This window comes from Actinocorallia sp. API 0066, from assembly GCF_020991275.1.
Taxonomy (GTDB): domain Bacteria; phylum Actinomycetota; class Actinomycetes; order Streptosporangiales; family Streptosporangiaceae; genus Actinocorallia.
In genome coordinates, this window is record NZ_JAJLQY010000001.1 from 756351 (window position 1) to 779362 (window position 23012).

Sequence of the window (23012 nt, forward strand, 5' to 3'; positions counted from 1 at the left end):
TGAGCTACCCCCAAACGCCACGCGGATCACTTGTAGCCGCCGCTCATATCGGTTCCGTACGCCCAGCCCTAGCATGGGGTACGTCGTCTTCGGACGTGCCGTCAGGCGCCCTCTCCAGGGGCCTGTGCCCGGGGTCCACCCGCCCTGGCCGATCACACGAGATCCGAAAGGTCCAGGTATGCCGGAAGCTATTGACATTCAGGTGCTGCACGAGCTCGAACCGGTCGTGGAGAAAGAGCTGAACCGGCACTTGTCGATGGCCAAGGAGTGGTTCCCGCACGAGTACGTGCCGTGGAGCAAGGGCCGTGACTTCGCCTTTCTCGGCGGCGAGGACTGGGTGCCCGAGGACTCCAAGGTCAGCGACGCCGCCCGGGAGGCCCTGCTCGTCAACCTCCTGACCGAGGACAACCTGCCCGGCTACCACTCGGCGATCTCCCGGATCATGGGCCGGGAGGGCGCCTGGGGCCAGTGGGTGAACCGCTGGACGGCCGAGGAGAACCGGCACGGCATCGTGATCCGCGACTTCCTCACCGTCACCAGGTCGGTCGATCCGGTGCTGCTGGAGCGGGCCCGGATGCAGCACATGGAGATCGGCTACGAGCCCGACCACGGTGACAAGGTCCTGCACGGTGTGGCTTACGTGTCGTTCCAGGAGCTGGCCACCCGCGTCTCGCACCGCAACACCGGCAGGGCGTCGGAGGACCCGCTCTGCGAGCAGATGATGCAGCGGGTCGCGGCCGACGAGAACCTGCACATGATCTTCTACCGGAACGTGCTCGCGGCGTCGTTCGAGGTCGCGCCCAGCGCGGCGATGCGGGCCGTCGCGGACGTCGTCAAGGGCTTCCAGATGCCCGGCTACACGATCGACGGCTTCCTCCGCAAGTCCGTCGCGATCGCCAACGCGGGGATCTACGACCTGCGCCTGCACCACGACGAGGTGCTCATGCCGGTCCTGCGCAAGTGGGGGGTCTTCGACGTCGAGGGCCTGGACGGCGAGGGCGAGAAGGCGCGCGAGGAGCTGTCCGAGTTCATGAACGCCCTGGACGCGGCCGCCACGAAGTTCGAGGAGCGCCGTGAGGCCCGGCGGGCGAGGATCGCGGCCCGCCAGGGCTGACCGCCGACACGGGTTTCCGACCCGGACGAAACCAACGGCCCCGGCATTTCGTCTCATGGGGAGACGGGGTGCCGGGGCCTCGTCCGTCCCGCCCCGGCCGTGACGTTCGGGGGTAGGGTTGGCCGCGATGAGCCAGCAAGGCCGGAGTGATCGGAGGGGTGCCACGTCCGGGGAGACCATCGGCCCGTACCGCCTCGCCGAGGTGCTCGGTGAGGGCGGCATGGGAGTCGTGCGCCGGGGAACCGACCCGGCGGGGCGCGCGGTCGCGGTGAAGCTGCTGCGCGGCGCGTCGGACGAGACGGCGCTGCGGCGGCTGGCCCGCGAGGTGGACACCATGCGCCGGGTGCGCAGCCCGTACGTCGCGCAGATCGTGGACGCCGACGTCACCCACGAGCCGCCCTACATCGTCACCCAGTACGTGCCGGGCAAGACGCTGGAGCAGACCGTCGAGTCGCAGGGGCCGTTGTCGGGGCACGCCCTGAAGCGGCTGGCGTGGGGCCTGGCCGAGGCGCTCGCGGCGATCCACTCCTCCGGGATCGTGCACCGCGACCTGAAGCCGGGCAACGTGATGTTCGCCGGGAACGGCGACCCGATCCTCATCGACTTCGGCATCGCCCAGCCGGTGGACGCGACCCGGCTGACGTCGGCGGGCATGGTCATCGGCACGCCCGGCTACCTGGCCCCCGAACTCCTGAACGGCGAGGACTTCCGCGCGCCCGCCGACGTGCACGCGCTGGCCGGCACGGTGATCTACGCGTCGACGGGTCGGCCGCCGTTCGGCACCGGCACGTTCGAGCAGATCTTCGCGAAGATCATCCAGGGCACGCCGGACCTGGACGGCGTCCCGCCGGCGCTGCTGCCGCTGCTGCGCGGCGCGATGGCGCAGAACCCGGCCGAGCGCCCCACCGCCAAGAACGTCGCGGCCCTGGTCGAGCGCATCGACCTGGAGATGACGATGTTCGACCAGACGATGCTGGACGACAGGGCGGCGCACGGCCAGCCCGCGCCGTCGGACGCGCGGGACGCGCACCAGCGGCCGCGGACGGGCCCGGCGCATCCGGTGGCGCCGCCTCCGGCCGTCCAGGAGATCCCGCGCCAGCCGTCCGGGAGGCTGCCGCAGCCGAGCGACTTCATGGGGCAGCTGCCCCCGGTGGCGCCGCCTCCGGAGCCGTACCCGCAGCAGGACATGTACGAGACGCGGCGGCTGCCCCCGACCGGGGCGAACCCGTACGACCCTTACCCGACATCGGATGACCGGCCTTACGCGCCGCCGCCTCCGCCGGGCGCCATGTACGGGCCGCCTTCGCCGTCGGCGCAGCAGCCCTACCAGACGCCGCCGCCCTGGGCGGGCCCGCAGGGCAACCCCTACGGCGCCGACCAGCCCTACGCGCCTCCGCCGCCGCACCAGCCGCTTCCGTGGGCGGATCCGCGGCCTCAGGCCCCGGAGACGGCCACGGACCGGACGTCGGCGGACAGGCCGCAGGAGCCGAAGCCGTTCGGCCTGTACCAGGTGCTCGGCTTCCTGCTGCTCACCGGCATACTCGCGCTCGCCTGGGCGGTGCCCGCCACCGCGTTCGTCGTCGCGGTGGGCGCGACGGTGCTGCTGCGCGCGGGCGACAAGGCGGCGCAGGGCACCGAGTCGCGCCGGACGAGGCGCGGCGAGCGGGAGTCCGACCTCGCCTCGACGCTGCTGCGCACGCCCCTGCACCTGCCGGGGACGATCATCAGCACGGCCGTCATCGCGCTGACGAACCTGCTCCTCGGCATGGTCGTCGCCGCGGTGCTCGTCGGGGTGGGCCAGGAGGGCAACCGCGCGGTGACGCTCGGCACGATGCTCGCGGTCTTCCTCCAGTTCTGGGGGATGGGCGGCACCGCCTCGCGGCGCCAGCTCGCCCGGATCTGGGGCGGTGTGCTGCCGCGCCGCGAGCCCGCGCTCATCGCCGTCCTGTGCGTCGGCGCCGCCGTGGCGGTGCTCGCGCTCATGGTCTACGACGGGCAGCCCGATCCCGGTGCTTTCGGCGGTTTCGCGGGCTGGCTCGAGGACGCCCGCGCGACGATCAGGGGCTGGGTCGAGCGGATCGGCTAGCGGCCGGGGGCGCGCGTTGGTGTGATCCCGGCCACGTGAGAGAGTGAGATCCCCAGCCAGGGGCCTCCTCGGTGTCGGGCGGTGTGCTACCGACGAGTAACATCTGGGTACGGTCTGACTGACCCCCGGATCCGCAGAGAGTTCGGGCGTTTGGCAGGCTGTAGCCACCACAGGATTCAGTCAGCCCCAGAGATAAGTGCAGGGAGGTCGGCCAGCGGCCATGAACATCGTCGTATGCGTGAAGCAGGTTCCCGACACGGAGAGCCCGCGTAAGTTGAAGTCCGATGACAACACCCTCGACCGCGCTGCGGCGGACGGCGTCATCAACGAGCTCGATGAGTACGCCATTGAGGAGGCCCTGGCCCTCAAGGAGGCGCACGGGGGCGAGGTCACCGTCCTGACCATCGGTCCGGACAAGGCGACCGAGTCGATCCGCAAGGCTCTGGCGATGGGCGCCGACAAGGCCATCCACCTGGTCGACGACGCCTTCGTCGGCTCGGACGCGCTGCAGACGTCCTACGCGCTGCAGCAGCTCGTCACCCGCGCCGGTGCTGACGTGGTGATCCTGGGTTCGGAGTCCACCGACGCCCGTACCGGCGTCCTGCCGGCGATGCTGTCGGAGCGCCTCGGGTGGCCGCAGCTGACCCTCGCCAACAAGGTCGAGATCGCCGGCACCGCGGTGACCATCCAGCGGCAGACCGACACCGGCTTCGACAAGGTCGAGGCGTCCCTGCCCGCGGTCATCTCCGTCGTGGAGAAGATCAACGAGCCGCGTTACCCGAACTTCAAGGGCATCATGGCGGCCAAGAAGAAGCCGGTCGAGTCCCTCTCGATCGCGGACGCCGGCCTGGACGCCGCGCTGGTGGGCGGCGCCAACGCCTACACCACCGTGGTCGACCACGCCGACGCGCCCGCGCGCGCCAAGGGCGAGATCGTCAGCGACGAGGGTGACGGCGGCGTGAAGATCGCCGACTTCCTCGCCAGCAAGAAGTTCGTGTAAGGGGATACAGGGACATGGCAGAGATTCTGGTCCTCGTCGACCACGCCGACGGCGAGGTCAAGAAGGTCACCTTCGAGCTCCTGACCCTCGCCCGCTCGCTGGGTGAGGCTTCCGCGGTCTGGATCGGTCCTGGCTACGAGGCCGCCGCCGACAAGATCGCCGAGTACGGTCCGGCCAAGGTCTACGTGGCCGATGACGCGGAGCTCACCGGCTACGTCGTCGCCCCGAAGGTCGAGACGCTGCAGCAGCTCGCGGCCAACGGCGCCGCCGCCATCCTCGTCCCGGCCACGGCCGAGGGCAAGGAGATCGCGGGCCGTCTGGCCGTCCGCCTGGACTCCGGCGTCCTCACCGACGTCGTGGGTGTGACCGGCGAGCTCGTCGCCGAGCACTCGATCTTCGGTGGCGCGGTCATCGCGCACGCCAAGGTCGCCAAGGGCACCCCGATCATCGCGGTCCGGCCGAACGCGATCGCGCTGGCGGCCGCGCCCGGCAGCCCGGCCGTCGAGCAGGTCTCGGTGGCCCTGTCGGACGCCGCCAAGGCCGCGAAGATCACCGACCGCGTCGTGCAGGAGAAGGGCGAGCGCCCCGACCTGACCGAGGCGTCGGTCGTCGTCTCCGGCGGCCGTGGTGTCGGCGGCGCCGAGAACTTCAAGATTATTGAGGGGCTCGCCGACACGCTCGGCGCGGCCGTCGGCGCCTCCCGCGCCGCGACCGACGCCGGCTGGTACCCGCACCAGTTCCAGGTCGGCCAGACCGGCAAGACGGTCTCGCCGCAGCTGTACATCGCCGCGGGCATCTCCGGCGCCATCCAGCACCGCGCCGGCATGCAGACGTCCAAGACGATCATCGCGATCAACAAGGACCCCGAGGCCCCGATCTTCGAGCTCGTCGACTACGGCGTCGTGGGCGACCTCTTCCAGGTCGTGCCGCAGCTCACCGAGGAGATCACCAAGCGCAAGTAGCATCACGCGCTGCTTCGCACGCCCCCGGTTCCGTACGGAGCCGGGGGCGTGCGCCGTTGTCAGGGGTGGTCCCTTCAGGCGGCCTGGAGTTCGCGGTCGTCGGCCGGGCGGGTGGGCGCGGCGCTGTCGATAGTGTCGCGTAGCGGGAGCTTGCGGGTGGCCGCGACGATCACGGCGGCCAGGACCAGGACGACGGCCAGGCCGGTGCGCACGGAGGTGCCCTCGGCGATGGCGCCGATGACGACCGGGCCGAGCAGCAGGCCGCCGTAGCCCATCGCGCCTACCTGGGTGACCGCGGCGGCGGCCTGGCCGGGGGCGGCGGTGCCCGCGAGCGAGATCGTCGTGGGGACGATCACACAGACCATGAGGCCGGTGAGGAAGAACCCGGCGAGGGCCAGCGGGACGGTCGGGGCCAGCAGGACCGTCAGCATGCCGACGAAGGTGCCGACGCCCGCGCCGGTGATGAGGAGGCGGCTGCCGAAGCGGGTGCGGAAGCGGTCGCCCGCGAGCCTGCCGACGAGCATCGCCGCCTCGAACGCCGGGTAGGCGAGCGCCGCGACGGCCTGGCTCGCGCCCAGGTCGTCGTGCAGGAGCAGGCCGCTCCAGTCGGCGACGGCGCCCTCGGCCATGAACGCCAGGAAGGCGATCGCGCCGATCAGGTAGACGACGCCGGGCAGCCCGCGGCGCGCCCCGGCCGTCACGGCGACGGGCGGGTCGGGCAGGTAGGTGCCGGCGAGCAGCAGGGCCAGCGGCAGCGCGGCCAGCCCGGTGGTGAGCACCGCCGCGCCGAACGACAGGCCGAGCGCGGCGGTGGCCGCGCCGATGAGCCCGCCGGTCATCGCGCCGACGCACCAGCCCGCGTGCATGAAGTTCAGCACCGGCCGCCGCGCCGCCCGCTCGACGACCGAGCCCTGGGCGTTCATGGACACGTCGGTGACGCCGAAGGCCATACCGAACAAGGCGACCGCGACGAGCAGCGTGCCGAAACTCGGCATCAGCCCCAGCAGCGCGAACGAGGCGGCGGTCAGCGGCGTGGAGATCCGCAGCACGGCCCGGCTGCCGGTGCGCGCGATCAGCCCGCGCAGGCCCTGCATGGCGATGATCGCCGCCAGGCCCCAGGTGAGCAGGACGACGCCGATGGTCCCCGCGCTCAGCCCGAACGTGTCCCGCAGCGCGGGCATCCGGACGACCCAGACGCCCGAGAGCAGCCCGGCGAGGGCGAAGGTCGAGAACGTGCCCCAACGGGCGCGGAACAGCATGACGCACACTCCTGGTGAAGACGCGACGCGGGGAGGCCCGCGTGGGGCGCGCCGAAGCCGGCGCGCGGAAGATCGGGTGAAAGGGGCGAAGAGGTGGTGGGGTTCCGGCCCGTGCCGTCAGAGCAGGTCGAGCATGCGTCGTCGCAGCGCGGTGAACTCCTCGGCGGAGTACCCGCCGGGGTCCTGCGCCGCGACCTCCCACAGCCCCTCGGCGGCCAGCCTGACGACGGCAGCCGTCACCGGGTCGTGTTCGTGCTCGACGGCGGTGTCCCTGCGGTGCCAGCGGCGCATCGCCTCGTGTAGCGGGGCGCGCAGTTCCGGCGTGGTGGCGGCCGCGGTGATCGCGGCCCACCGGCGGGTGGTGCGCTCGCCCGACGGGGCGGCGAGGATCGCGAACGTGGCCTCCACGAACCCGCGCGTGTAGGAGCCCTCGTCGGCGTGCTCGGCGATGAGCTCGTCGAACTCGGCGATCACCCGCGCGATGAGCGCGGTGACCAGGGCGTCCTTGGTCGGGAAGTGGTAAAGCAGGCCGCCCTTGCTGACCCCGGCGCGCTCGGCGACGGCGGTCAGCGTCAACGCCTGGCTGCCGTGCTCCTGGAGCACGGATTCGGCGGCGTCGAGCAGGGCTTCACGTTTCATGACGCGTCCACTGTACCGTCCGGACGGTACAGTGGACAAATCCCAACGGTCGGCGGCGGATAGGATGGGGCGAACACGGAGGAAGGAAGCCCGTTGCCGTATCTGGACCACGCGGCGACCGCGCCGATGCTCCCCGAGGCGATCGCCGCGATGACCGAGCAGCTGGGCCGGGTGGGCAATCCCTCGTCGCTGCACGCGGCCGGGCGCCGGGCCCGCAGGGTGGTCGAGGAGTCCCGCGAGATCATCGCCGAGGCGTTCCAGGCCCGCCCCTCCGAGGTGATCTTCACCAGCGGCGGCACCGAAGCCGACAACCTGGCTGTGAAGGGCCTCTACTGGCAGCGGCGCGATCTGGGCGGCCGCCGCGTCGTCACCAGCGCGATCGAGCACCACGCCGTCCTCGACGCGGTGCACTGGCTCGGCGAGCACGAGGGCGCGGAAGTCGTCTACCTACCCGTCGACGCGCTGGGCCGGGTCCGTCCCGCCGACCTGGAGGCCGCGCTCACCGAGGACACCGCGCTCGTCAGCGTCATGTGGGCCAACAACGAGATCGGCACCGTCCAGCCGATCGCCGAGCTGACCGCGCTGGCCCGCGCGCGCGGCGTGCCGTTCCACTCCGACGCCGTCCAGGCGGCGCCGTTCCTGCCCGTCACGCTCGGCGGCCCGGACGCGGTGACGCTCAGCGCGCACAAGCTCGGCGGCCCGCTCGGCGTCGGCGCCCTCCTGCTGGCCAAGGGCGTCGATCCGACCCCGGTGCTGCACGGCGGCGGCCAGGAACGCGACGTCCGCTCCGGCACCCTGGACACCCCGGCCATCGCCGGGTTCGCCGCCGCCGTCCAGGCGACGGCCGCGCGCCGCGAGGAGGCCACACGCCGGGTCTCCGCCCTGCGCGACCTGCTCATCGACCGGATCCGGGCCGAGGTGCCCGACGCCGTCCTCAACGGCGACCCGGCCGACCGCCTTCCGGGGAACGCGCACTTCTCCTTCCCCGGCTGCGAGGGCGACGCGCTGCTCATGCTGCTCGACGCGCGCGGCGTCTCCTGCTCGACGGGCTCGGCCTGCTCGGCGGGCGTCGCCCAGCCCAGCCACGTGCTCCTCGCGATGGGCGTCGATCCCGAGCTGGCGCGCGGCAGCCTGAGGTTCTCGCTCGGCCACGACTCCACCGAGGACGACGTCAAGGCGCTCGCCGAGGTGATCGGCCCCGTCGTGGAGCGGGCCCGCCGCGCGGGCCTCACCTAGGACGTCGTCAGGGCCGGTACGGCTGGACCGTGCGCCAGGCCGGATCCTGCCGCGAGTCCACCTTCGCCTTGCCCTCCGGCCAGGCCGCCGCGAACTGGTCGAGCTCGGCGAGCACGCCGGACTCGGAGTCGGCGTACAGGTGGAACACGCGCAGGCCGTCGCCCGTCTCCCGCAGGAACAGCACGGCGTCCGTGCGCTCCTCCAGCTGCTTCTCCGCGTCCCGTAGGGCCGACGCCGAAGGCTCGACCGGCAGGCGGTCCGGCCCGGAGTGCGCGTAGGGCAGCGTGACGCTCACGTGCAGGTCGTACAGCGGATGGTCCTGCCGGTGCAGCGGGAACCGCACGGTGATCTGGGCGGGATGTCCTCGCGGGGTGCGGCCTTCGCCCTTCAGCCACGCCCCCTGCCTAAAAGGCTCCGCGATCTGCTCCACGACCGAGGCGAGCAGGTGCGGTGGCAGCGCGTCCATGGGCGCCTCGATGGCGATCGTCACGTCGCCGACCCAGCGGGCCACGTCGTCCTCGCCCAGCGCCCAGACCAGGACCGTCCGGGCGACCTGGAGCTGGGTGTGCTCGTCGACGAACAGGAAGTCCGGGTGGTAGGCGGCGATGTCCACCCGCGCGCGCGCCTGGTCGACCCGCATGCCGAGCCTGACGTAGGACAGGTCGAACTCGTGGTCGCCCAGCGCCAGCTTGGAGCCGAGCGCCTCGGCGTCGGCCTGGCGGGCCGCGTGGAACGCCCACTTCTCCCGGCGCGGCCTGCGCTTGCGCCAGCGCTCGGCGATGCCGCGCAGCTCGTCCACGCCCTGGCCGCTGACCGTGAAGGACGGGGCGCCCGGGTCGATCTCCCACACGAGGTCCGGATGGATCCTGTGGACCAGGAGGGTGATCTCCTCATGCAGTTCCGTAGGCAGGGTCTCGCCCGCCGCCGCGATCCGCTCACGCAGGTCGGGCCACCTGTCCCAGAACTCGCCGATCGCCGCGGCGGCGGGGGAGGTGTCGCGTGAACGCTTGAAGATGCCCATATCGCCGCCCATGCTAAGCCCTCCGCGCGGCGCTCCGCCGCCCGCTCGCCCGCGAAACCGGTGGACGCCGCCGATATCCTGAGAAGACCATGACTCTTCGTGTGCTCGCCGCCATGTCCGGCGGCGTCGACTCAGCCGTCGCCGCGGCCAGGGCCGCCGAGGCCGGTTACGACGTGACGGGCGTCCACATGGCGCTGTCGGCCAACCCCCAGTCCTACCGGACGGGCGCGCGCGGCTGCTGCACCGTGGAGGACTCCCGCGACGCCCGCCGCGCCGCCGACGTCATCGGCATCCCCTTCTACGTCTGGGACCTCGCGGAGCGGTTCCACCGCGACGTCGTCGAGGACTTCGTCGCCGAGTACGCGGCGGGGCGCACGCCCAACCCGTGCCTGCGCTGCAACGAGAAGATCAAGTTCGAGGCGCTGCTGGACAAGGCGCTCGCGCTCGGCTTCGACGCCGTCTGCACCGGCCACTACGCGCGCGTCGCGGACGGTGTGCTGGCGCGCGGCGTGGACGAGGGCAAGGACCAGTCCTACGTGCTCGCCGTGTGCACGCGCGAGCAGCTCAGGCACGCGATCTTCCCGCTGGGCGGCTCCACCAAGGCCGAGATCCGGGCCGAGGCCGCGCGGCGCGATCTGCTCGTCGCGGACAAGCCGGACAGCCACGACATCTGCTTCATCGCCGACGGCGACACCCGCGGGTTCCTGGCGTCCCGGCTGGGCGCGTCGAAGGGCCCGATCGTGGACGAGTCCGGCGTCGTCGTGGGCGAGCACGAGGGCGCGTACGGGTTCACCGTGGGCCAGCGCAAGGGCCTGCGGATCGGCACGCCCGCGCCGGACGGCAAGCCCCGGTACGTGCTGGACATCTCGCCCGTCACCAACACGGTGCGGGTAGGGCCACGTGAGGCGCTCGACGTGACGGAGATCACGGCTGATCGGCTGGTCGGTTTTGCCGGTCCGCCGCCCGCGCGCTGCGCCGTCCAACTGCGCGCGCACGGCGAGGTCTACGAGTGCGTCCCGGAGGTCTCCGGCGGCGTGCTGCGGCTGCGGCTGGCCCGTCCGGCCCGGGGCGTCGCGCCCGGCCAGGCCGCGGTGCTCTACGCGGGCGACACCGTGCTCGGCTCCGCCACGATCACCGCCACCGCCCACCCGGCCGCCACCGCCTCCTGACGGCCTCCGCGGCGTCCCGGCGCCCTTTTGGGCGCCGCCGCGCGCGTCTTCGGCTCAGCGCGGCGCTGACGGCCTCCACGCCTCCTCAACGGCCTCAACGAGGCCGCCACGGGTCCCGCGGCGCTTTCCGGCCGGTGGCGGTGTTGGCGGTCTCCCTGCGACCTGACGGCGTCGATGCGGCCGCCACGGGTTCCGCGCGCCTGCGCGCTGTTTCCGGCCTGTGGCGGTGCTTGACGGTCTTCGCGCTTGCTGGTGCGGCGGCCATGGGTTCGGTGGCGCCTACGCGCGGGTCTGGGCTGACGGTCTCCGTTCTGTCTCTTCAAGGGTTCTGCTTCTGTGTGCTCAGGGGTGTCCGCGCGGGCCGGGGCGGCCCCTGCCGACCCGCGCGGCCGGGCGCGTCCCGGAGGGGGGACGCGCGGGGGGAGGGGTCAGGGGGTCGGGGTGGGCTGGGGGAGGGGTGCGGGGTGGGAGATGGGGGTGGGGTGGGGGATCGGGGTGGGGAGGGGGATCGGGAGGGGTGTGGAGATCTGGGCGGGGAGGGGTGAAGGGGTGGGGAGGGGTGAGGGGGCGGGGAGGGTGGAGGGGTGGGTCTCGCGGGACTTCAGGGCGGCGATGACCGTGATGAAGAGGAGGGTGATGCCGTTCGCCGCGATGAGGGCGGGGTCACCGCTCAGCAGGCCGTAGGCGAGCCAGAGGGCGATGCCCGTGCCGAGCAGGGCGAGGTATGTCCAGGAGATGTCGTCGGTGGAACGGGTGCGCCACGAGCGGAGCAGCTGGGGCAGCCAACATCCGGTCGTCAGCGCTCCGGCGAGCAGTCCGAGGCTCGTCATTTCCTGAAACTCCCATCTTCGGCCTTTTGTCCAGGTTGGGACCGTTCCAGAAGGGTAACCCGCGTCACATTCCCGTGTCCGGCGATAGGCAGGATACGGACATGAGAACTCGCGGTTACGGGGCTATTACGGGGGCCGAGGGCGGCCGCGCCGACGGCGACGGCGACGGCGTTGCGCTGGCACCGAGCTCCAGCGCCGCCTCCAACACGGGCATCAACCGCTCCGCCGCGTCGGCGGGCGGGCCCGACCCGTCGCTCTTCTGCACCACGACCCTGACGATGAACTGCGCCGCGACGGCCGCCGCGACGCCCGTCTCCGGGTCGTAGACGCCGTCCTCGCCCACCCCGATGAGCGTCACCCGCTGCTTCTCCACGTAGCCGTAGACCTCCCAGAAGTCCAGGCCCGTGTTCCGGTCGTAGCGGCCCAGATAGGAGACGACGAGGGAGGCCGCGCCCTGCGAGCCCGCTCCTGCGGCGGCGGTGAAGCGCGCGCCGTACGCGCCGTCGTCGGAGCTGGTGAGGCAGGACGACGGCTTGCGGCCCAGCGCCGTCCGGACCAGGTCCTCCGGCAGGTCGGCGCACACGTCCGGCTTCGGGAGGGGCGGGTGGTCGAGCCGTCCCACGGGGTCGTAGCCTCCGCACGCCGTGGCGAACGCCAGGCACGCGGCCATGACGGCGGTCGGCAGGACCTGCCGCGGAGCCGGGCTGAGCCGGGGGGCGCGCATGGCCCGGCAGAATAGAGCACCGACCGGCGCATGCGGAATGGCGGGGAGAATGGGCGGGTGAGTCTTCCCTGGCCCGACGCGAGCGCCACCGGCGTCGGCTCCTATCCGGGCACCGACGCCGCCGAGGTCGCCAAGATCGCCTTCGGTGAGCTGCCGCTCCCGCACCTGCCCGAACTGCCCGACCGGGGCCCCGGCGCCGACATGATCGGCAGGTCCGCGGGCCTGCTCGTCGAGCTGCCCGTGCACCTCCAGCCGTCCGGCTGGCGGTTCGCCGACCGGCCCGGCGTTGATCTGCGGCGCGCCCAGGACCTCATGAAGTGGGATCTGGACCTGCTGGAGGAGCAGGCGCCCGAGGGGCCGGTGAAGATCCAGGTGTGCGGGCCGTGGACGCTGGCCGCGTCCGTCGAGCTGCCGTCCGGCGCGCGCGCCCTGCGTGACGCGGGGGCGGTGCGCGACCTCATCGACTCGTTGGCCGAGGGCGTCAAGAACCACGTGGCCGAGGTGCGCCGCCGTGTCCCGCGCGCCGAGGTGCTGCTCCAGGTGGACGAGCCGGGGCTGCCCGCGGTGCTGGCGGGCCGGGTGCCTACGGCGAGCGGCTTCCGCACGCTCAGGTCGGTCGCCGCGCCCGTCGCGGAAGAGGGGCTGCGCAGGGTGATCGAGGAGTCCGGCGCGTTCCCGATCGTGCACTGCTGCGCCCGCGACGTCCCCTTCGGCGTCCTGCTGGGCGCCGGGGCCAGGGCGCTGTCGTTCGAGATCGCGGCGGTGCCGCCGCGCGACGACGACGTCCTCGGTGAGGCGATCGAGTCCGGGATCGGGTTCCTCTTCGGCGTTGTGCCCGGGGTGGACGCCCGGCTGCCGGAACCGGCGAGGTCCGTCCAGCCCGTCCGGGACCTGTGGCGGCGGCTCGGGTTCCCGCCCGGCGACATCACCCGGCAGGTCGTGGTGACGCCCGCGTGCGGGATGGCCGGGGCTTCGTCCAGGTATGTCAGGCAGGCGCTCGCGCACTGCCGGAAAGCCGCCGTTTCGCTGGCCGACACCCCCGAGTGACCGGCGCGAACTGTCAGACCCAGACGGGAAGATGGGGGGCGCGGGCAGGGACGGCCCGCGGAGTGAGCGGGAGGACCGAGATGAACGCCGAGCAGCAGCCCTTCGAGCGGCACACGGAGCTGGCGCGCGAGCTGCGCGACGCCAACTACCGGTACTACATCCTCGACCAGCCGGTCCTCAGCGACATCGAGTACGACACGCTGATGCGCGAACTCCAGGAGCTCGAGGAGCGGTTTCCGGAGCTCGTCACCCCGGACTCGCCCACCCAGACGGTCGGCACGCCGATCACCACCGACTTCGCGTCGGTTCGCCACCTGGAGAAGATGCAGAGCCTCGACAACGCGATGAACGACGAGGAGCTCGGCGTCTGGGCCGAGCGCCTTGAGGCGTCGCTGGAGGGCGCGCCCGTCGGCGGCTACCTGTGCGAGCTGAAGATCGACGGCCTGGCCATCGCGCTCACCTACGAGAACGGCCGCCTGGTCCGCGGCGTCACCCGCGGCGACGGCGTCACCGGCGAGGACGTGACGAACAACGTCAGGACCATCGCGTCGATCCCCACCGAGCTGACGGGCCCCGACGTGCCCGAGCTGGTGGAGATCCGCGGCGAGGTCCTCATGCCCGTCGAGGTCTTCAGGAAGCTCAACGAGACGCGCGCGGCGGCGGGCGAGGAGCCGTTCCGCAACCCGCGCAACACCGCGGCCGGGGCGCTCCGCCAGAAGGACCCGCGGATCACCGCGCAGCGCCCGCTGACGATGATCGTGCACGGGTTCGGCGCGTGGCAGGGCGGCCCGGCGGTCCCGGAGAGCCAGAGCGCCGTCTACGAGCTGTTCGCCGCCTGGGGCCTGCCGGTGAGCGACAGGTACAAGGTGCTGCCCGACCTCGCGGCGGTCAAGGAGTACATCGCGTACTACGGCGAGCACAGGCACGAGCCCGTCTACGAGATCGACGGCGTTGTCGTGAAGGTCAACGAGCTGTCGTTGCAGCGGCGGCTGGGGTCCACGAGCCGGGCGCCGCGTTGGGCGATCGCGTTCAAGTACCCGCCCGAGGAGGTCCGCACGAAGCTGCTGGACATCAAGGTCGGCGTGGGGCGTACCGGGCGCGTCACCCCGTGGGGGCTGATGGAGCCGGTGTCGGTGGCGGGCTCGACCGTCGAGCGGGCCACCCTGCACAACAGGTTCGAGGTGGCGCGCAAGGGCGTGCTGATCGGCGACACCGTGGTGCTGCGCAAGGCGGGCGACGTCATCCCCGAGATCGTCGGCCCGGTGGTGGAGCTGCGCGACGGCACCGAGCGCGCGTTCGTCATGCCCGAGCACTGCCCCGAGTGCGGCACCGAGCTGGCCCCCGCCAAGGAGGCCGACAAGGACATCCGCTGCCCCAACTCGCGGTCCTGCCCCGGCCAGCTACGCGAGCGGATCTTCTTTATGGGCAAGCGCACCGTGCTGGACATCGAGGCGCTCGGCTACGTCGCCGCCACCGCGCTCACCCAGCCGCTGGAGCCGGTGGACGCGCCCGTGAAGGACGAGGGCGACCTGTTCCACCTGACGGTCGACAAGCTGCTCCCGATCCGCAGCCTCGTCCTCGACCAGGACTCCGGCACCCCGAAGATCGACCCCAAGACCGGGGAAGACAAGGTCGTCACGTTCTTCGCCAACGTCAAGGACGGCAGCCCGAAGAAGGTCGTCGAGACGCTGTTCACCGAGCTGGAGAAGGCCAGGACCAAGCCGCTGTGGCGGTTCCTCGTCGCGCTGTCGATCCGGCACGTCGGCCCCCGCGCGGCCGAGGACCTCGCCCGCGAGATGCGCTCCCTGGACCGGATCTTCGCCGCCACCGAGGAGGAGCTGACGGCCGTCGACGGCATCGGCCCGACCATCGCCCAGTCGATCATCGAGTGGTGGAAGGTCGACTGGCACCGGGAGATCGTCGCCAAGTGGAAGGCGGCGGGCGTTGTGCTGGAGGACACCACCGCGCTGGACGCGCCGCGCCCCCTTGCGGGCCTGACGATCGTCGTCACCGGGTCGCTGGAGGGGTTCAGCCGGGATTCGGCCAAGGAGGCGATCCAGAACCTCGGGGGGAAGGCTGCCGGTTCGGTGTCGAAGAAGACATCTTTTGTCGTGGTGGGCGAGAACGCCGGTTCCAAGCATGACAAGGCGGTTGAGCTGGGCGTTCCCCTCCTGGACGAGGCGGGGTTCCGGGTGCTGCTGAACGAGGGGCCGGATGCGGCCAAAGCCGTAACCCTGAACCAGGAGTAACCGGATTTCCCCGGGGAAGGCCCCTAAGCTAGGCGAAAAACCGGCACAAATGCCGATTTCGCTATCAATCGGTGAGTAACAGAACGTACCCATCCGGTTTCGTAAAGCTGAGCCAAAGCCTTACTCTCCTCATGAGCACCTGTTTGAACCTCAATCCGGTGTGTCCCTGAGGAAGCTGAATGAAGGACCCGAACAACACGCGGGACACGCGGCCCCGCACCGGCTCGCCGCTGTGGAGCTACCTGTCCGCGGTCACCGTCGCCGGCGCGCTCGTGCTCCTGCTCGCGGTGCCGCAGCTCACCCCTCTTGAGCTGTGGACGGTCTTGGGGGAGCCCCGGTTCTGGCTCCTCGCGGGCTTCGTCGTGTTCGGCGAGCTCAAACCGATCATCACGCCAGGGTCCAACGAGAACAACGGCGCGTCCACGTCCACCACCTTCACCTTCGCCGCCCTGCTGTACGCGGGCCTGCCGCTCGCCCTGCTGCTCCAGGGCGCCGCGCTGGTCATCTGCGGCGTGTTCCGGCGCCGCTCCGCGCACCGCACCGCCTTCAACGTCGCCCAGTACGCGCTCGCGCAGGGCGCCGCCGCCGCGGTGCTGTGGGGCTTCGGCATCACCGCCTCGCCCGTGCACACCTGGGTGCCGCACGGCGCCGACCTCGGCGCCGTCATGCTCGCCGGGATGACGTACTTCGCCGTCAACGACGTGCTCGTCGGCGGGGCCGTCGCCCTGCACGAGCGGGTCGGGCTGCTCCGGGTGCTGCGCTGGGACCTCGCCTACCAGGTGCTCGCCCATCTGGCACTCCTGGGGCTGGCGCCGATCATCGTGGTGGTGGTGGACCGCTCCCCGGCGTTCATTCCACTGATCATCCTCCCGTTCACCGCCGTGTACCTCACCGCCGCCGCGTCCGTCCGGCGCGAACACCAGGCGCTGCACGACGGGCTCACCGGCCTGCCCAACCGCAAGCTGCTCTTCCTGCGCGCCGAAGAGGCGCTGCTGGCCCGCCAACTCAGGGAGGCGCGCGGAGACAGGCTCCAGAAGGTCGGGCTGTTCCTCCTCGACCTGGACCGCTTCAAGGAGGTCAACGACACCCTCGGCCACCCCACCGGCGACCGGCTCCTCCAGATCGTCGCGCACCGGCTCACGCACAGCGTCCGGCCCGGCGACCTCGTGGCCCGGCTCGGCGGCGACGAGTTCGCGGTGCTGCTCCCGTCCGTCCGCGACGTGCCCGCCGCCCGCGAGGTCGCCATCCGGCTGCGCGCCGCGCTCAGCGAACCCGTCCGCCTCGACGGCATGAGCTTCGACCTGGAGGGCAGCGTCGGCATCGCGCTCAGCCCCGACCACGCGCCCGACTTCGAACTGCTGCTCCAGCGCGCCGACGTCGCCATGTACGTCGCCAAGGAGAGCCGCACCGGCGTCGAGATCTACTCGCCCGCCAGCGACCGCAACTCCCCGGCCCGGCTCGGCCTGCTCGGCGACCTGCGCCGCGGCATCGACAGACGCGAACTCGAACTGCACTACCAGCCCAAGGTCAGGCTCTCCGACGACGGGCTGCTCGGCATGGAGGGGCTGCTCCGCTGGCGGCATCCCGAACGCGGCCTGCTCGCCCCCGAGGAGTTCCTCCCGCTCGCCGAACAGACCTACCTGATGAAGGCGATCACCCACTACGTCGTCAGGGAGGCGCTCGCCCAGGCGCACACCTGGTGGGCCGACGGGCTCCCCGTGCAGGTCACCGTCAACGTCTCCGGCCGCGACCTCCTCGACGGGCAGCTCGCCGAGACGATCACCGGCGAGCTGATGGCCAGACGGCTGCCCGCCACGGCGTTCGGCCTGGAGATCACCGAGCGCATCCTCATGAACGAGTCCGCCTACGCCTCCGAGACCGTCAAGGCGCTCGCCGAACTCAACATCCCGCTCAGCCTCGACGACTTCGGCACCGGCTACTCCTCGCTCGTCCGGCTCAAGCGGCTGCCCGTCGGCGAGGTCAAGATCGACGCCTCGTTCGTGCGGCGGCTCACCGAGTCCGGCGAGGACGCGGTGATCGTCCAGTCCATCATCGACCTCGTCCGCACCCTCGGGCTCCGCTCCGTCGCCGAGGGCGTCGAGGACGCCGCCACCACCGCCCGCCTCCGCGAGATGGGCTGCGACAGCGGCCAGGGCTGGCACCTGGGCCGTCCCATGGCGCCGGAAGACGCCACCGCCTGGATGCGCCGCCGGGTGCCGCGCTCACCCGCCTCCGTCGCACCGCGCTGAGCGGGCGGCCACAGGCCGGGGCAGGCGCTCCCGACGAAGTCGGGGTTGAGAAAGCGCCTGGCCCCCGGCCCAATCGAACAGGTCATAGGATGGGGGTGAATCCCCGTCGATCACTTCGGAACGGCTTCTTCTATGTCCATCACCCGTGACGAGGTAGCGCACCTCGCCCGGCTCTCCAGGCTCGCTCTCGGCGACGAGGAGCTCGACCACTTCGCCGTCCAGCTCGACGCGATCGTGTCCGCGGTCGCGCGGGTGCAGGAGGTCGCCGCCGAGGACATCCCGCCGACCACGCACGCCCTGCCGCTGGTCAACGTCTTCCGCGCCGACGAGGTGCGCCCGTCCCTGGGCACCGCCGAGGCGCTGTCGGGCGCCCCGGCCGCCGAGGACGAGCGGTTCCGGGTGCCGCGGATCCTGGAGGAGGACTGATGATCTTCAAGACCGCAGCCGAGCTGGGCGCCCTCATCGCGTCCGGCGAGACGACCTCCGTCGAGGTGACGCGGGCCCACCTGGAGCGGATCGAGCAGGTCGAGGGCAGGGTCAACGCCTTCCTGCACGTCGCCGCCGAGCGCGCCCTGGAGCAGGCCGCCGACGTGGACCGCCGCCGCGCCGAGGGCGAGGAGCTGGGCCCGCTCGCCGGGGTGCCGATCGCGCACAAGGACGTGTTCACCACCAAGGACATGCCGACCACGTGCGCGTCCAAGATCCTCGAAGGCTGGGTGCCGCCCTACGACGCGACCGTGACCGAGCGGCTGCGCGCCGCGGGCCTGGTGATCCTCGGCAAGACCAACATGGACGAGTTCGCGATGGGCTCCTCCACCGAGAACAGCGCCTACCAGGTCACCAGCAACCCGTGGGACCTCACCCGCATCCCGGGCGGCTCCTCGGGCGGCTCGTCAGCCGCCGTCGCCGCCTACGAGGCCCCGCTGGCCACCGGGACGGACACGGGCGGCTCGATCCGGCAGCCCGCCGCCGTCACGGGGATCGTCGGGATGAAGCCGACCTATGGCGGATCCTCCCGGTACGGCCTTGTGGCGTTCGCGTCCTCGCTGGACACTCCCGGGCCGTTCGCCCGGAACGTCCTGGACGCGGCGCTGCTGCACGAGGCGTTCTCCGGATACGACCCGCGCGACTCGACATCCGTCGACGAGGCGGTTCCGCCCGTCGTCGCGGCGGCCCGTCAGGGGGACGTCGCGGGGCTGCGGGTCGGCGTCGTCAAGGAGTTCGCGGGCGAGGGCTACCAGTCGGGCGTGCTGAACCGCTTCAACGAGACCGTGGAGCTGCTGGAGTCGCTCGGCGCGAAGGTCGTCGAGGTGTCCTGCCCGGCGTTCACCTACGCGCTCGCCTCCTACTACCTGATCGCCCCGTCCGAGGCGTCCTCGAACCTCGCGCGCTTCGACGCGATGCGTTACGGCCTGCGTGTCGGCGACGACGGCACCCGCTCGGCCGAAGAGGTCATGGCCCTCACCCGCGCGGCCGGGTTCGGCCCCGAGGTGAAGCGCCGCATCATCCTCGGCACCTACGCCCTGTCGTCCGGCTACTACGACGCCTACTACGGCAAGGCACAGCAGGTCCGCACCCTCATCACCCGCGACTTCGAGGCGGCCTTCACCCAGGTGGACGTCCTCATCTCCCCGACGACGCCCACCACCGCCTTCCCCATCGGCGAACGCGCCGACGACCCGATGGCCATGTACCTGGCAGACCTCTGCACCATCCCGTCCAACATGGCCGGCAACGCCGCCATCTCCGTCCCCTGCGGCCTCGCCGACGAGGACAACCTCCCGGTCGGCCTCCAGATCATGGCCCCGGCCCTAGCGGACGACCGCTGCTACCGGGTCGCCGCCGCCGTCGAAACCGCCCTCGAATCCCGCTGGTCCTCCCCCCTCCTCACCAAGGCCCCAGCCCTCTAGGCACCACCAGAAGGGGCCAGGACGTCACATGATCACCCACATCAAGATCAACGGCTTCAAGTCCTTCCTGGACTTCGAACTCGACGTCCCCCCCTTCCTGGCCTTGATCGGCCCCAACGCCTCCGGCAAAAGCAACCTCTTCGACGCCCTCACCCTCGTAGCCGACGTCCTGGAACACGGTCCGGCCGGAGCACTCACCCGCCAGGAGCGCGGCTCGGCCCTCGACATGTTCCACAGGTTCGACGACGGCACCACGGTCGACCGGGCGACGATCACGGTCACCGCGCTCGTGGGGAGTCTGTTGAGCGGCGGGAGGTACCGAATCGTCGTGCCGATGGTGTGCCAAATCGTCCTAGAGAAGAGCGATGGTCAAGATCCACGCTTCGCGGAGGGTTTCCTCCGGGTCGTTCCGTCAGACGAACTGACCGAGCTGCCAGGGCGAGGCAATTTGGACGTTCGGCACTTCTCCTTTGTCCATTCCTACTCCGACGGCAGGGTTCTGTGGACGAGGGATCCAAAGCGCGAGGTCCCGGTTCCACCGATATCCCTCCTGAGCGAGGGCTCTCAGCCTGACCGCTCGATTCTCGCTTTGATGTTCCGGGACGAATGCCAGTCCTGGCGTCCGCATGTGCTCAACCCCGGCTTGATGCGGCTCCCGGCCCCCGCGCCGGATCGGAGTCCGTTGGCGTCGGACGGCCGGAACCTGGCCGCCGTGCTGTTCCGGCTGGACGACATCGGCGAGCTGTGGCGGCTTGAGGCGGATCTCATCGCGCTGATTCCGGGCCTCAAAGCTGTCAAGCCACTGTTGGACAAGCGGCGGCAGGAGTACGACTTCGACGCGGTCTTCGCGGGGACCGGCGCGGTGCTGCCGCGCGCGCTGTCCGATGGGACCCTGCGGGCGCTGGCGCTGCTGGCGGCGGCGCATGACACGGTTCATCAGGGTGTGCTCGCGGTCGAGGAGATCGAGAACGGTTTCCATCCGGGGCGGGTCGCCGAACTCGTCCGCCGCCTGACAAGAGATCTTCCGGGTGCGGATGGAAGCGGCGAGCCCGACAGCCTGCGGCAGGTGCTGGTCACCTCACACTCACCCGCGTTGGTGTCGGCGTTGTGGGAACGGAACCCGGAGAGTCTGCGCTTCTCCGAGATGGTGACGCGGATCGACGGGTCCAGGAAGCGGAGCTCCCGGGTGACCCGTGTGCTGCCGGTCAGGACGGACGCGGCGACCGGTACGGCCGCCACACCTTGGGACGTGGAAAGGTTCCTGGGCACGGTACGGGCCGGTGACCTGTGAGCCGACCGTTGCGTCCCGGCCTGGTCACCGAAGGCGAGTCCGATCAGGACTTCCTCCTGCCGGTGATCGACCGCTATCTCGCCGCGGAACTCGTCCGGAACCGCGCGGCGGACTTTGATCTTCTGGAGACCGTGCCGTCCCCCCGGGTCAAGAAGCACGGCAAAGAGCTGTTCACCGAGGCCGCCCGAGCACTGGGGCGGCGATGCCATCTCGTCTTCGTCCACGCCGACTTCTCCGAGGCGCACGAGGCGGACGCCCTGCTGCCGGTCCTGGCCTGTGCCGCCGTCGTCCTGGTGCCCAAGCGGGAGACGGAGTCCTGGATGCTCGCCGATCCGGCGGCTTTCCAGCGGCTCCGGGGAGCACGGACCGACCTGCTTCCCCGCGATCCGGCGGCGGTCGAGCGGGAGCCGAAGCCCAAGGCGCTGCTCGCCCGGGTGGTGAAGCCCGCGCGGGTCAGCGATCCGGCGGACTATTTTGGACTCCTCGGCGAGGACATCAGCCTGCAGGTGCTGGGACGGGTACCTGCCTTCGCCCGGTGGGCGGACGACACCAAAGAAGCCCTGAAAGGACTGGGATATCTGTGAGCACGTTGGTTCCGTTTGGTGAGGCGCTGGGTAGGTACTCGCCGGTTTTGGGCATTGAGACGCATATTGAGTTGGGGACGGCGTCGAAGATGTTCTGTGGGTGTTCTACGGGGTTTGGGGGGGAGCCGAACGGTCAGGTTTGTCCGGTGTGTTTGGGGTTGCCGGGGGCGTTGCCGGTGGTGAACGAGAAGGCGATCGAGTTCGCGATCAGGATCGGGCTCGCGCTGAACTGTGAGATCGCCGAGTGGTGTCGGTTCGCGCGGAAGAACTACTTCTATCCGGACATGCCGAAGGACTTCCAGATCTCGCAGTACGACGAGCCGATCTGCTTCGACGGGTACCTGGACGTCGAGGTCGAGGGGGAGACGTACCGGATCGGGATCGAGCGGGCGCACCTGGAGGAGGACACCGGGAAGTCCACCCACGTGGGTGGTGCCACCGGACGGATCCATGGCGCCGACTACTCCCTGGTCGACTACAACCGGTCCGGCATCCCGCTGATCGAGATCGTCACCAAGCCGATCGAGGCCACCGAGGAGAAGGCGCCGCTGGTGGCCCGCGCGTACGCGACCGAGCTGCGTGAGCTCGTCCGGGCGCTGGGGGCCTCGGACGTCCGGATGGAGGAGGGCTCCATGCGGTGCGACGTGAACGTGTCCCTCATGCCGAAGGGCGCCGCCGAGTGGGGCACCCGGACCGAGACGAAGAACGTCAACTCGCTGCGCAGCGTCGAGCGGTCGGTCCGGTTCGAGGTCGAGCGGCAGGCGGGCGTCCTGGACGCGGGCGGCAGGATCGTCCAGGAGACCCGGCACTTCCACGAGGGCGACGGGAGCACGAGCCCCGGCCGGTCGAAGGAGGAGGCGCAGGACTACCGGTACTTCCCCGAGCCGGACCTGGTGCCGGTGGCGCCGTCCAGGGCGTGGGTGGAGGAGATCCGCGCGACCCTGCCGGAGCTGCCCGCCGCCCGCCGCGTCCGGGTGAAGGCGGCCTGGTCGCTGACGGACGAGGAGCTGCGCGACGTGATCAACGCGGGCGCCCTCGACCTCATCGAGGAGACGGTCGCGGCGGGTGCCGCGCCGGGCGCCGCCCGCAAGTGGTGGATGAACGAGCTGTCCCGGACGGCGACGGCGCGGGGTGTCGAGTTGGCGGCGCTGCCGATCACCGCCGCGCAGGTCGCCCGGATCCAGGCGCTGGTGGACGCGGGCGAGCTGAACGACAAGCTCGCCAGGAAGGTCTTTGAGGGGGTGCTCGCGGGCGAGGGCACCCCGGACGAGGTCGTGGCCGGGCGCGGCCTGAAGGTCGTGAGTGACGAGGGCGCGTTGCTCGCCCTGGTCGACCAGGTGATCGCGGAGAACGCGGACGCCGCGCGGAAGGTCCGTGACGGCAAGGTCGCGGCGGCGGGCGCGCTGGTCGGCGCGATCATGAAGGCGAGCCGGGGCCAGGCCGACGCGGGCCGGGCCCGCGAGCTGATCCTGGAGCGGCTCGGCCAGTCCTGAGCGGCGACGCACCGTGACGGCGGTCGCGGCCACCTTCGGCCGCCGTCACCGCGAGGTGATCACGCAGTGTCCCGGTGGCGGCAATCAGCTGTCTTCCTGATCACAAATCGGCAATCCGGGGTACCGCCTGCCCTGCCGCGATTACGCGC

Annotated in this window: 19 protein-coding genes; 14 read left to right on the top strand and 5 right to left on the bottom strand. The window is 71.3% G+C overall.

Annotated elements, in window-relative coordinates; translation table 11 throughout:
* The first annotated feature begins 178 nt into the window (after positions 1-178).
* The 4 genes from LO762_RS03550 (at position 179) to LO762_RS03565 (ending at position 5162) form a co-directional block, all read left to right on the top strand.
* On the top strand, positions 179-1114 hold the full coding sequence (locus tag LO762_RS03550; RefSeq protein WP_230612333.1) for an acyl-ACP desaturase: 936 nt from the start codon (positions 179-181) through the stop codon (positions 1112-1114).
* A 127-nt stretch (positions 1115-1241) separates the two neighbouring features.
* Complete coding sequence (locus tag LO762_RS03555; protein WP_230612338.1) at positions 1242-3200, top strand: serine/threonine-protein kinase; 1959 nt, start codon at positions 1242-1244, stop codon at positions 3198-3200.
* 220 nt (positions 3201-3420) lie between these two features.
* On the top strand, positions 3421-4200 hold the full coding sequence (locus LO762_RS03560; protein WP_230612340.1) for an electron transfer flavoprotein subunit beta/FixA family protein: 780 nt from the start codon (positions 3421-3423) through the stop codon (positions 4198-4200).
* A 14-nt stretch (positions 4201-4214) separates the two neighbouring features.
* On the top strand, positions 4215-5162 hold the full coding sequence (locus tag LO762_RS03565) for an electron transfer flavoprotein subunit alpha/FixB family protein (protein ID WP_230612342.1): 948 nt from the start codon (positions 4215-4217) through the stop codon (positions 5160-5162).
* Positions 5163-5236: 74 nt separating this feature from the next.
* On the opposite strand, the gene LO762_RS03570 is transcribed toward LO762_RS03565, so the two are convergent.
* Positions 5237-6421, bottom strand: coding sequence for an MFS transporter (locus LO762_RS03570; protein WP_230612344.1), 1185 nt, complete (start codon positions 6419-6421; stop codon positions 5237-5239).
* Between the two features lie 117 nt (positions 6422-6538).
* Entirely contained in the window at positions 6539-7060 is a 522-nt protein-coding gene (locus tag LO762_RS03575) for a TetR/AcrR family transcriptional regulator (RefSeq protein WP_230612346.1), read from the bottom strand.
* Positions 7061-7153: 93 nt separating this feature from the next.
* Here LO762_RS03575 and LO762_RS03580 point away from each other — a divergent pair, with 93 nt between their 5' ends.
* Entirely contained in the window at positions 7154-8296 is a 1143-nt protein-coding gene (locus tag LO762_RS03580) for a cysteine desulfurase family protein (protein ID WP_230612348.1), read from the top strand.
* A 7-nt stretch (positions 8297-8303) separates the two neighbouring features.
* Here the strand turns inward: LO762_RS03580 and LO762_RS03585 are convergent, their stop codons facing one another.
* On the bottom strand, positions 8304-9317 hold the full coding sequence (locus tag LO762_RS03585) for a DUF695 domain-containing protein (RefSeq protein ID WP_230612350.1): 1014 nt from the start codon (positions 9315-9317) through the stop codon (positions 8304-8306).
* An 89-nt stretch (positions 9318-9406) separates the two neighbouring features.
* On the opposite strand from LO762_RS03585, the gene mnmA reads away from it, so the two are divergent.
* Complete coding sequence (mnmA, locus tag LO762_RS03590) at positions 9407-10486, top strand: tRNA 2-thiouridine(34) synthase MnmA (RefSeq protein ID WP_230612352.1); 1080 nt, start codon at positions 9407-9409, stop codon at positions 10484-10486.
* A 428-nt stretch (positions 10487-10914) separates the two neighbouring features.
* Here the strand turns inward: mnmA and LO762_RS03595 are convergent, their stop codons facing one another.
* Entirely contained in the window at positions 10915-11316 is a 402-nt protein-coding gene (locus LO762_RS03595; RefSeq protein ID WP_230612354.1) for a SemiSWEET family sugar transporter, read from the bottom strand.
* Between the two features lie 115 nt (positions 11317-11431).
* Positions 11432-12040 carry a hypothetical protein gene (locus LO762_RS03600; protein ID WP_230612356.1) on the bottom strand — a complete coding sequence of 203 codons (609 nt, stop codon included), beginning with the start codon at positions 12038-12040 and terminating at the stop codon, positions 11432-11434.
* 30 nt (positions 12041-12070) lie between these two features.
* On the opposite strand from LO762_RS03600, the gene LO762_RS03605 reads away from it, so the two are divergent.
* From LO762_RS03605 to gatB, 8 genes are all read left to right on the top strand, one after another.
* Entirely contained in the window at positions 12071-13087 is a 1017-nt protein-coding gene (locus tag LO762_RS03605; RefSeq protein WP_374201525.1) for a methionine synthase, read from the top strand.
* Positions 13088-13167: 80 nt separating this feature from the next.
* Positions 13168-15336, top strand: coding sequence for an NAD-dependent DNA ligase LigA (gene ligA, locus LO762_RS03610; protein WP_230612360.1), 2169 nt, complete (start codon positions 13168-13170; stop codon positions 15334-15336).
* A gap of 179 nt (positions 15337-15515) precedes the next feature.
* Complete coding sequence (locus LO762_RS03615; RefSeq protein WP_230612362.1) at positions 15516-17585, top strand: bifunctional diguanylate cyclase/phosphodiesterase; 2070 nt, start codon at positions 15516-15518, stop codon at positions 17583-17585.
* A gap of 132 nt (positions 17586-17717) precedes the next feature.
* Complete coding sequence (gatC, locus tag LO762_RS03620) at positions 17718-18011, top strand: Asp-tRNA(Asn)/Glu-tRNA(Gln) amidotransferase subunit GatC (protein ID WP_230612364.1); 294 nt, start codon at positions 17718-17720, stop codon at positions 18009-18011.
* Positions 18011-19495: an Asp-tRNA(Asn)/Glu-tRNA(Gln) amidotransferase subunit GatA gene (gatA, locus tag LO762_RS03625; protein WP_230612366.1), complete on the top strand. Its 1485-nt coding sequence runs from the start codon at positions 18011-18013 to the stop codon at positions 19493-19495. The genes gatC and gatA overlap by 1 nt, the downstream gene beginning before the upstream one ends.
* Before the next feature lie 28 nt (positions 19496-19523).
* The gene (locus tag LO762_RS03630; RefSeq protein ID WP_230612368.1) at positions 19524-20786 is read left to right on the top strand and encodes an AAA family ATPase; all 1263 of its coding nucleotides are present in this window, start codon (positions 19524-19526) and stop codon (positions 20784-20786) included.
* The gene (locus tag LO762_RS03635) at positions 20783-21370 is read left to right on the top strand and encodes a DUF4276 family protein (protein ID WP_230612370.1); all 588 of its coding nucleotides are present in this window, start codon (positions 20783-20785) and stop codon (positions 21368-21370) included. The genes LO762_RS03630 and LO762_RS03635 overlap by 4 nt, the downstream gene beginning before the upstream one ends.
* A complete protein-coding gene (gene gatB, locus LO762_RS03640; protein WP_230612839.1) occupies positions 21361-22863 on the top strand; it encodes an Asp-tRNA(Asn)/Glu-tRNA(Gln) amidotransferase subunit GatB in 1503 nt (500 codons plus the stop codon). The genes LO762_RS03635 and gatB overlap by 10 nt, the downstream gene beginning before the upstream one ends.
* Positions 22864-23012: the final 149 nt, after the last annotated feature.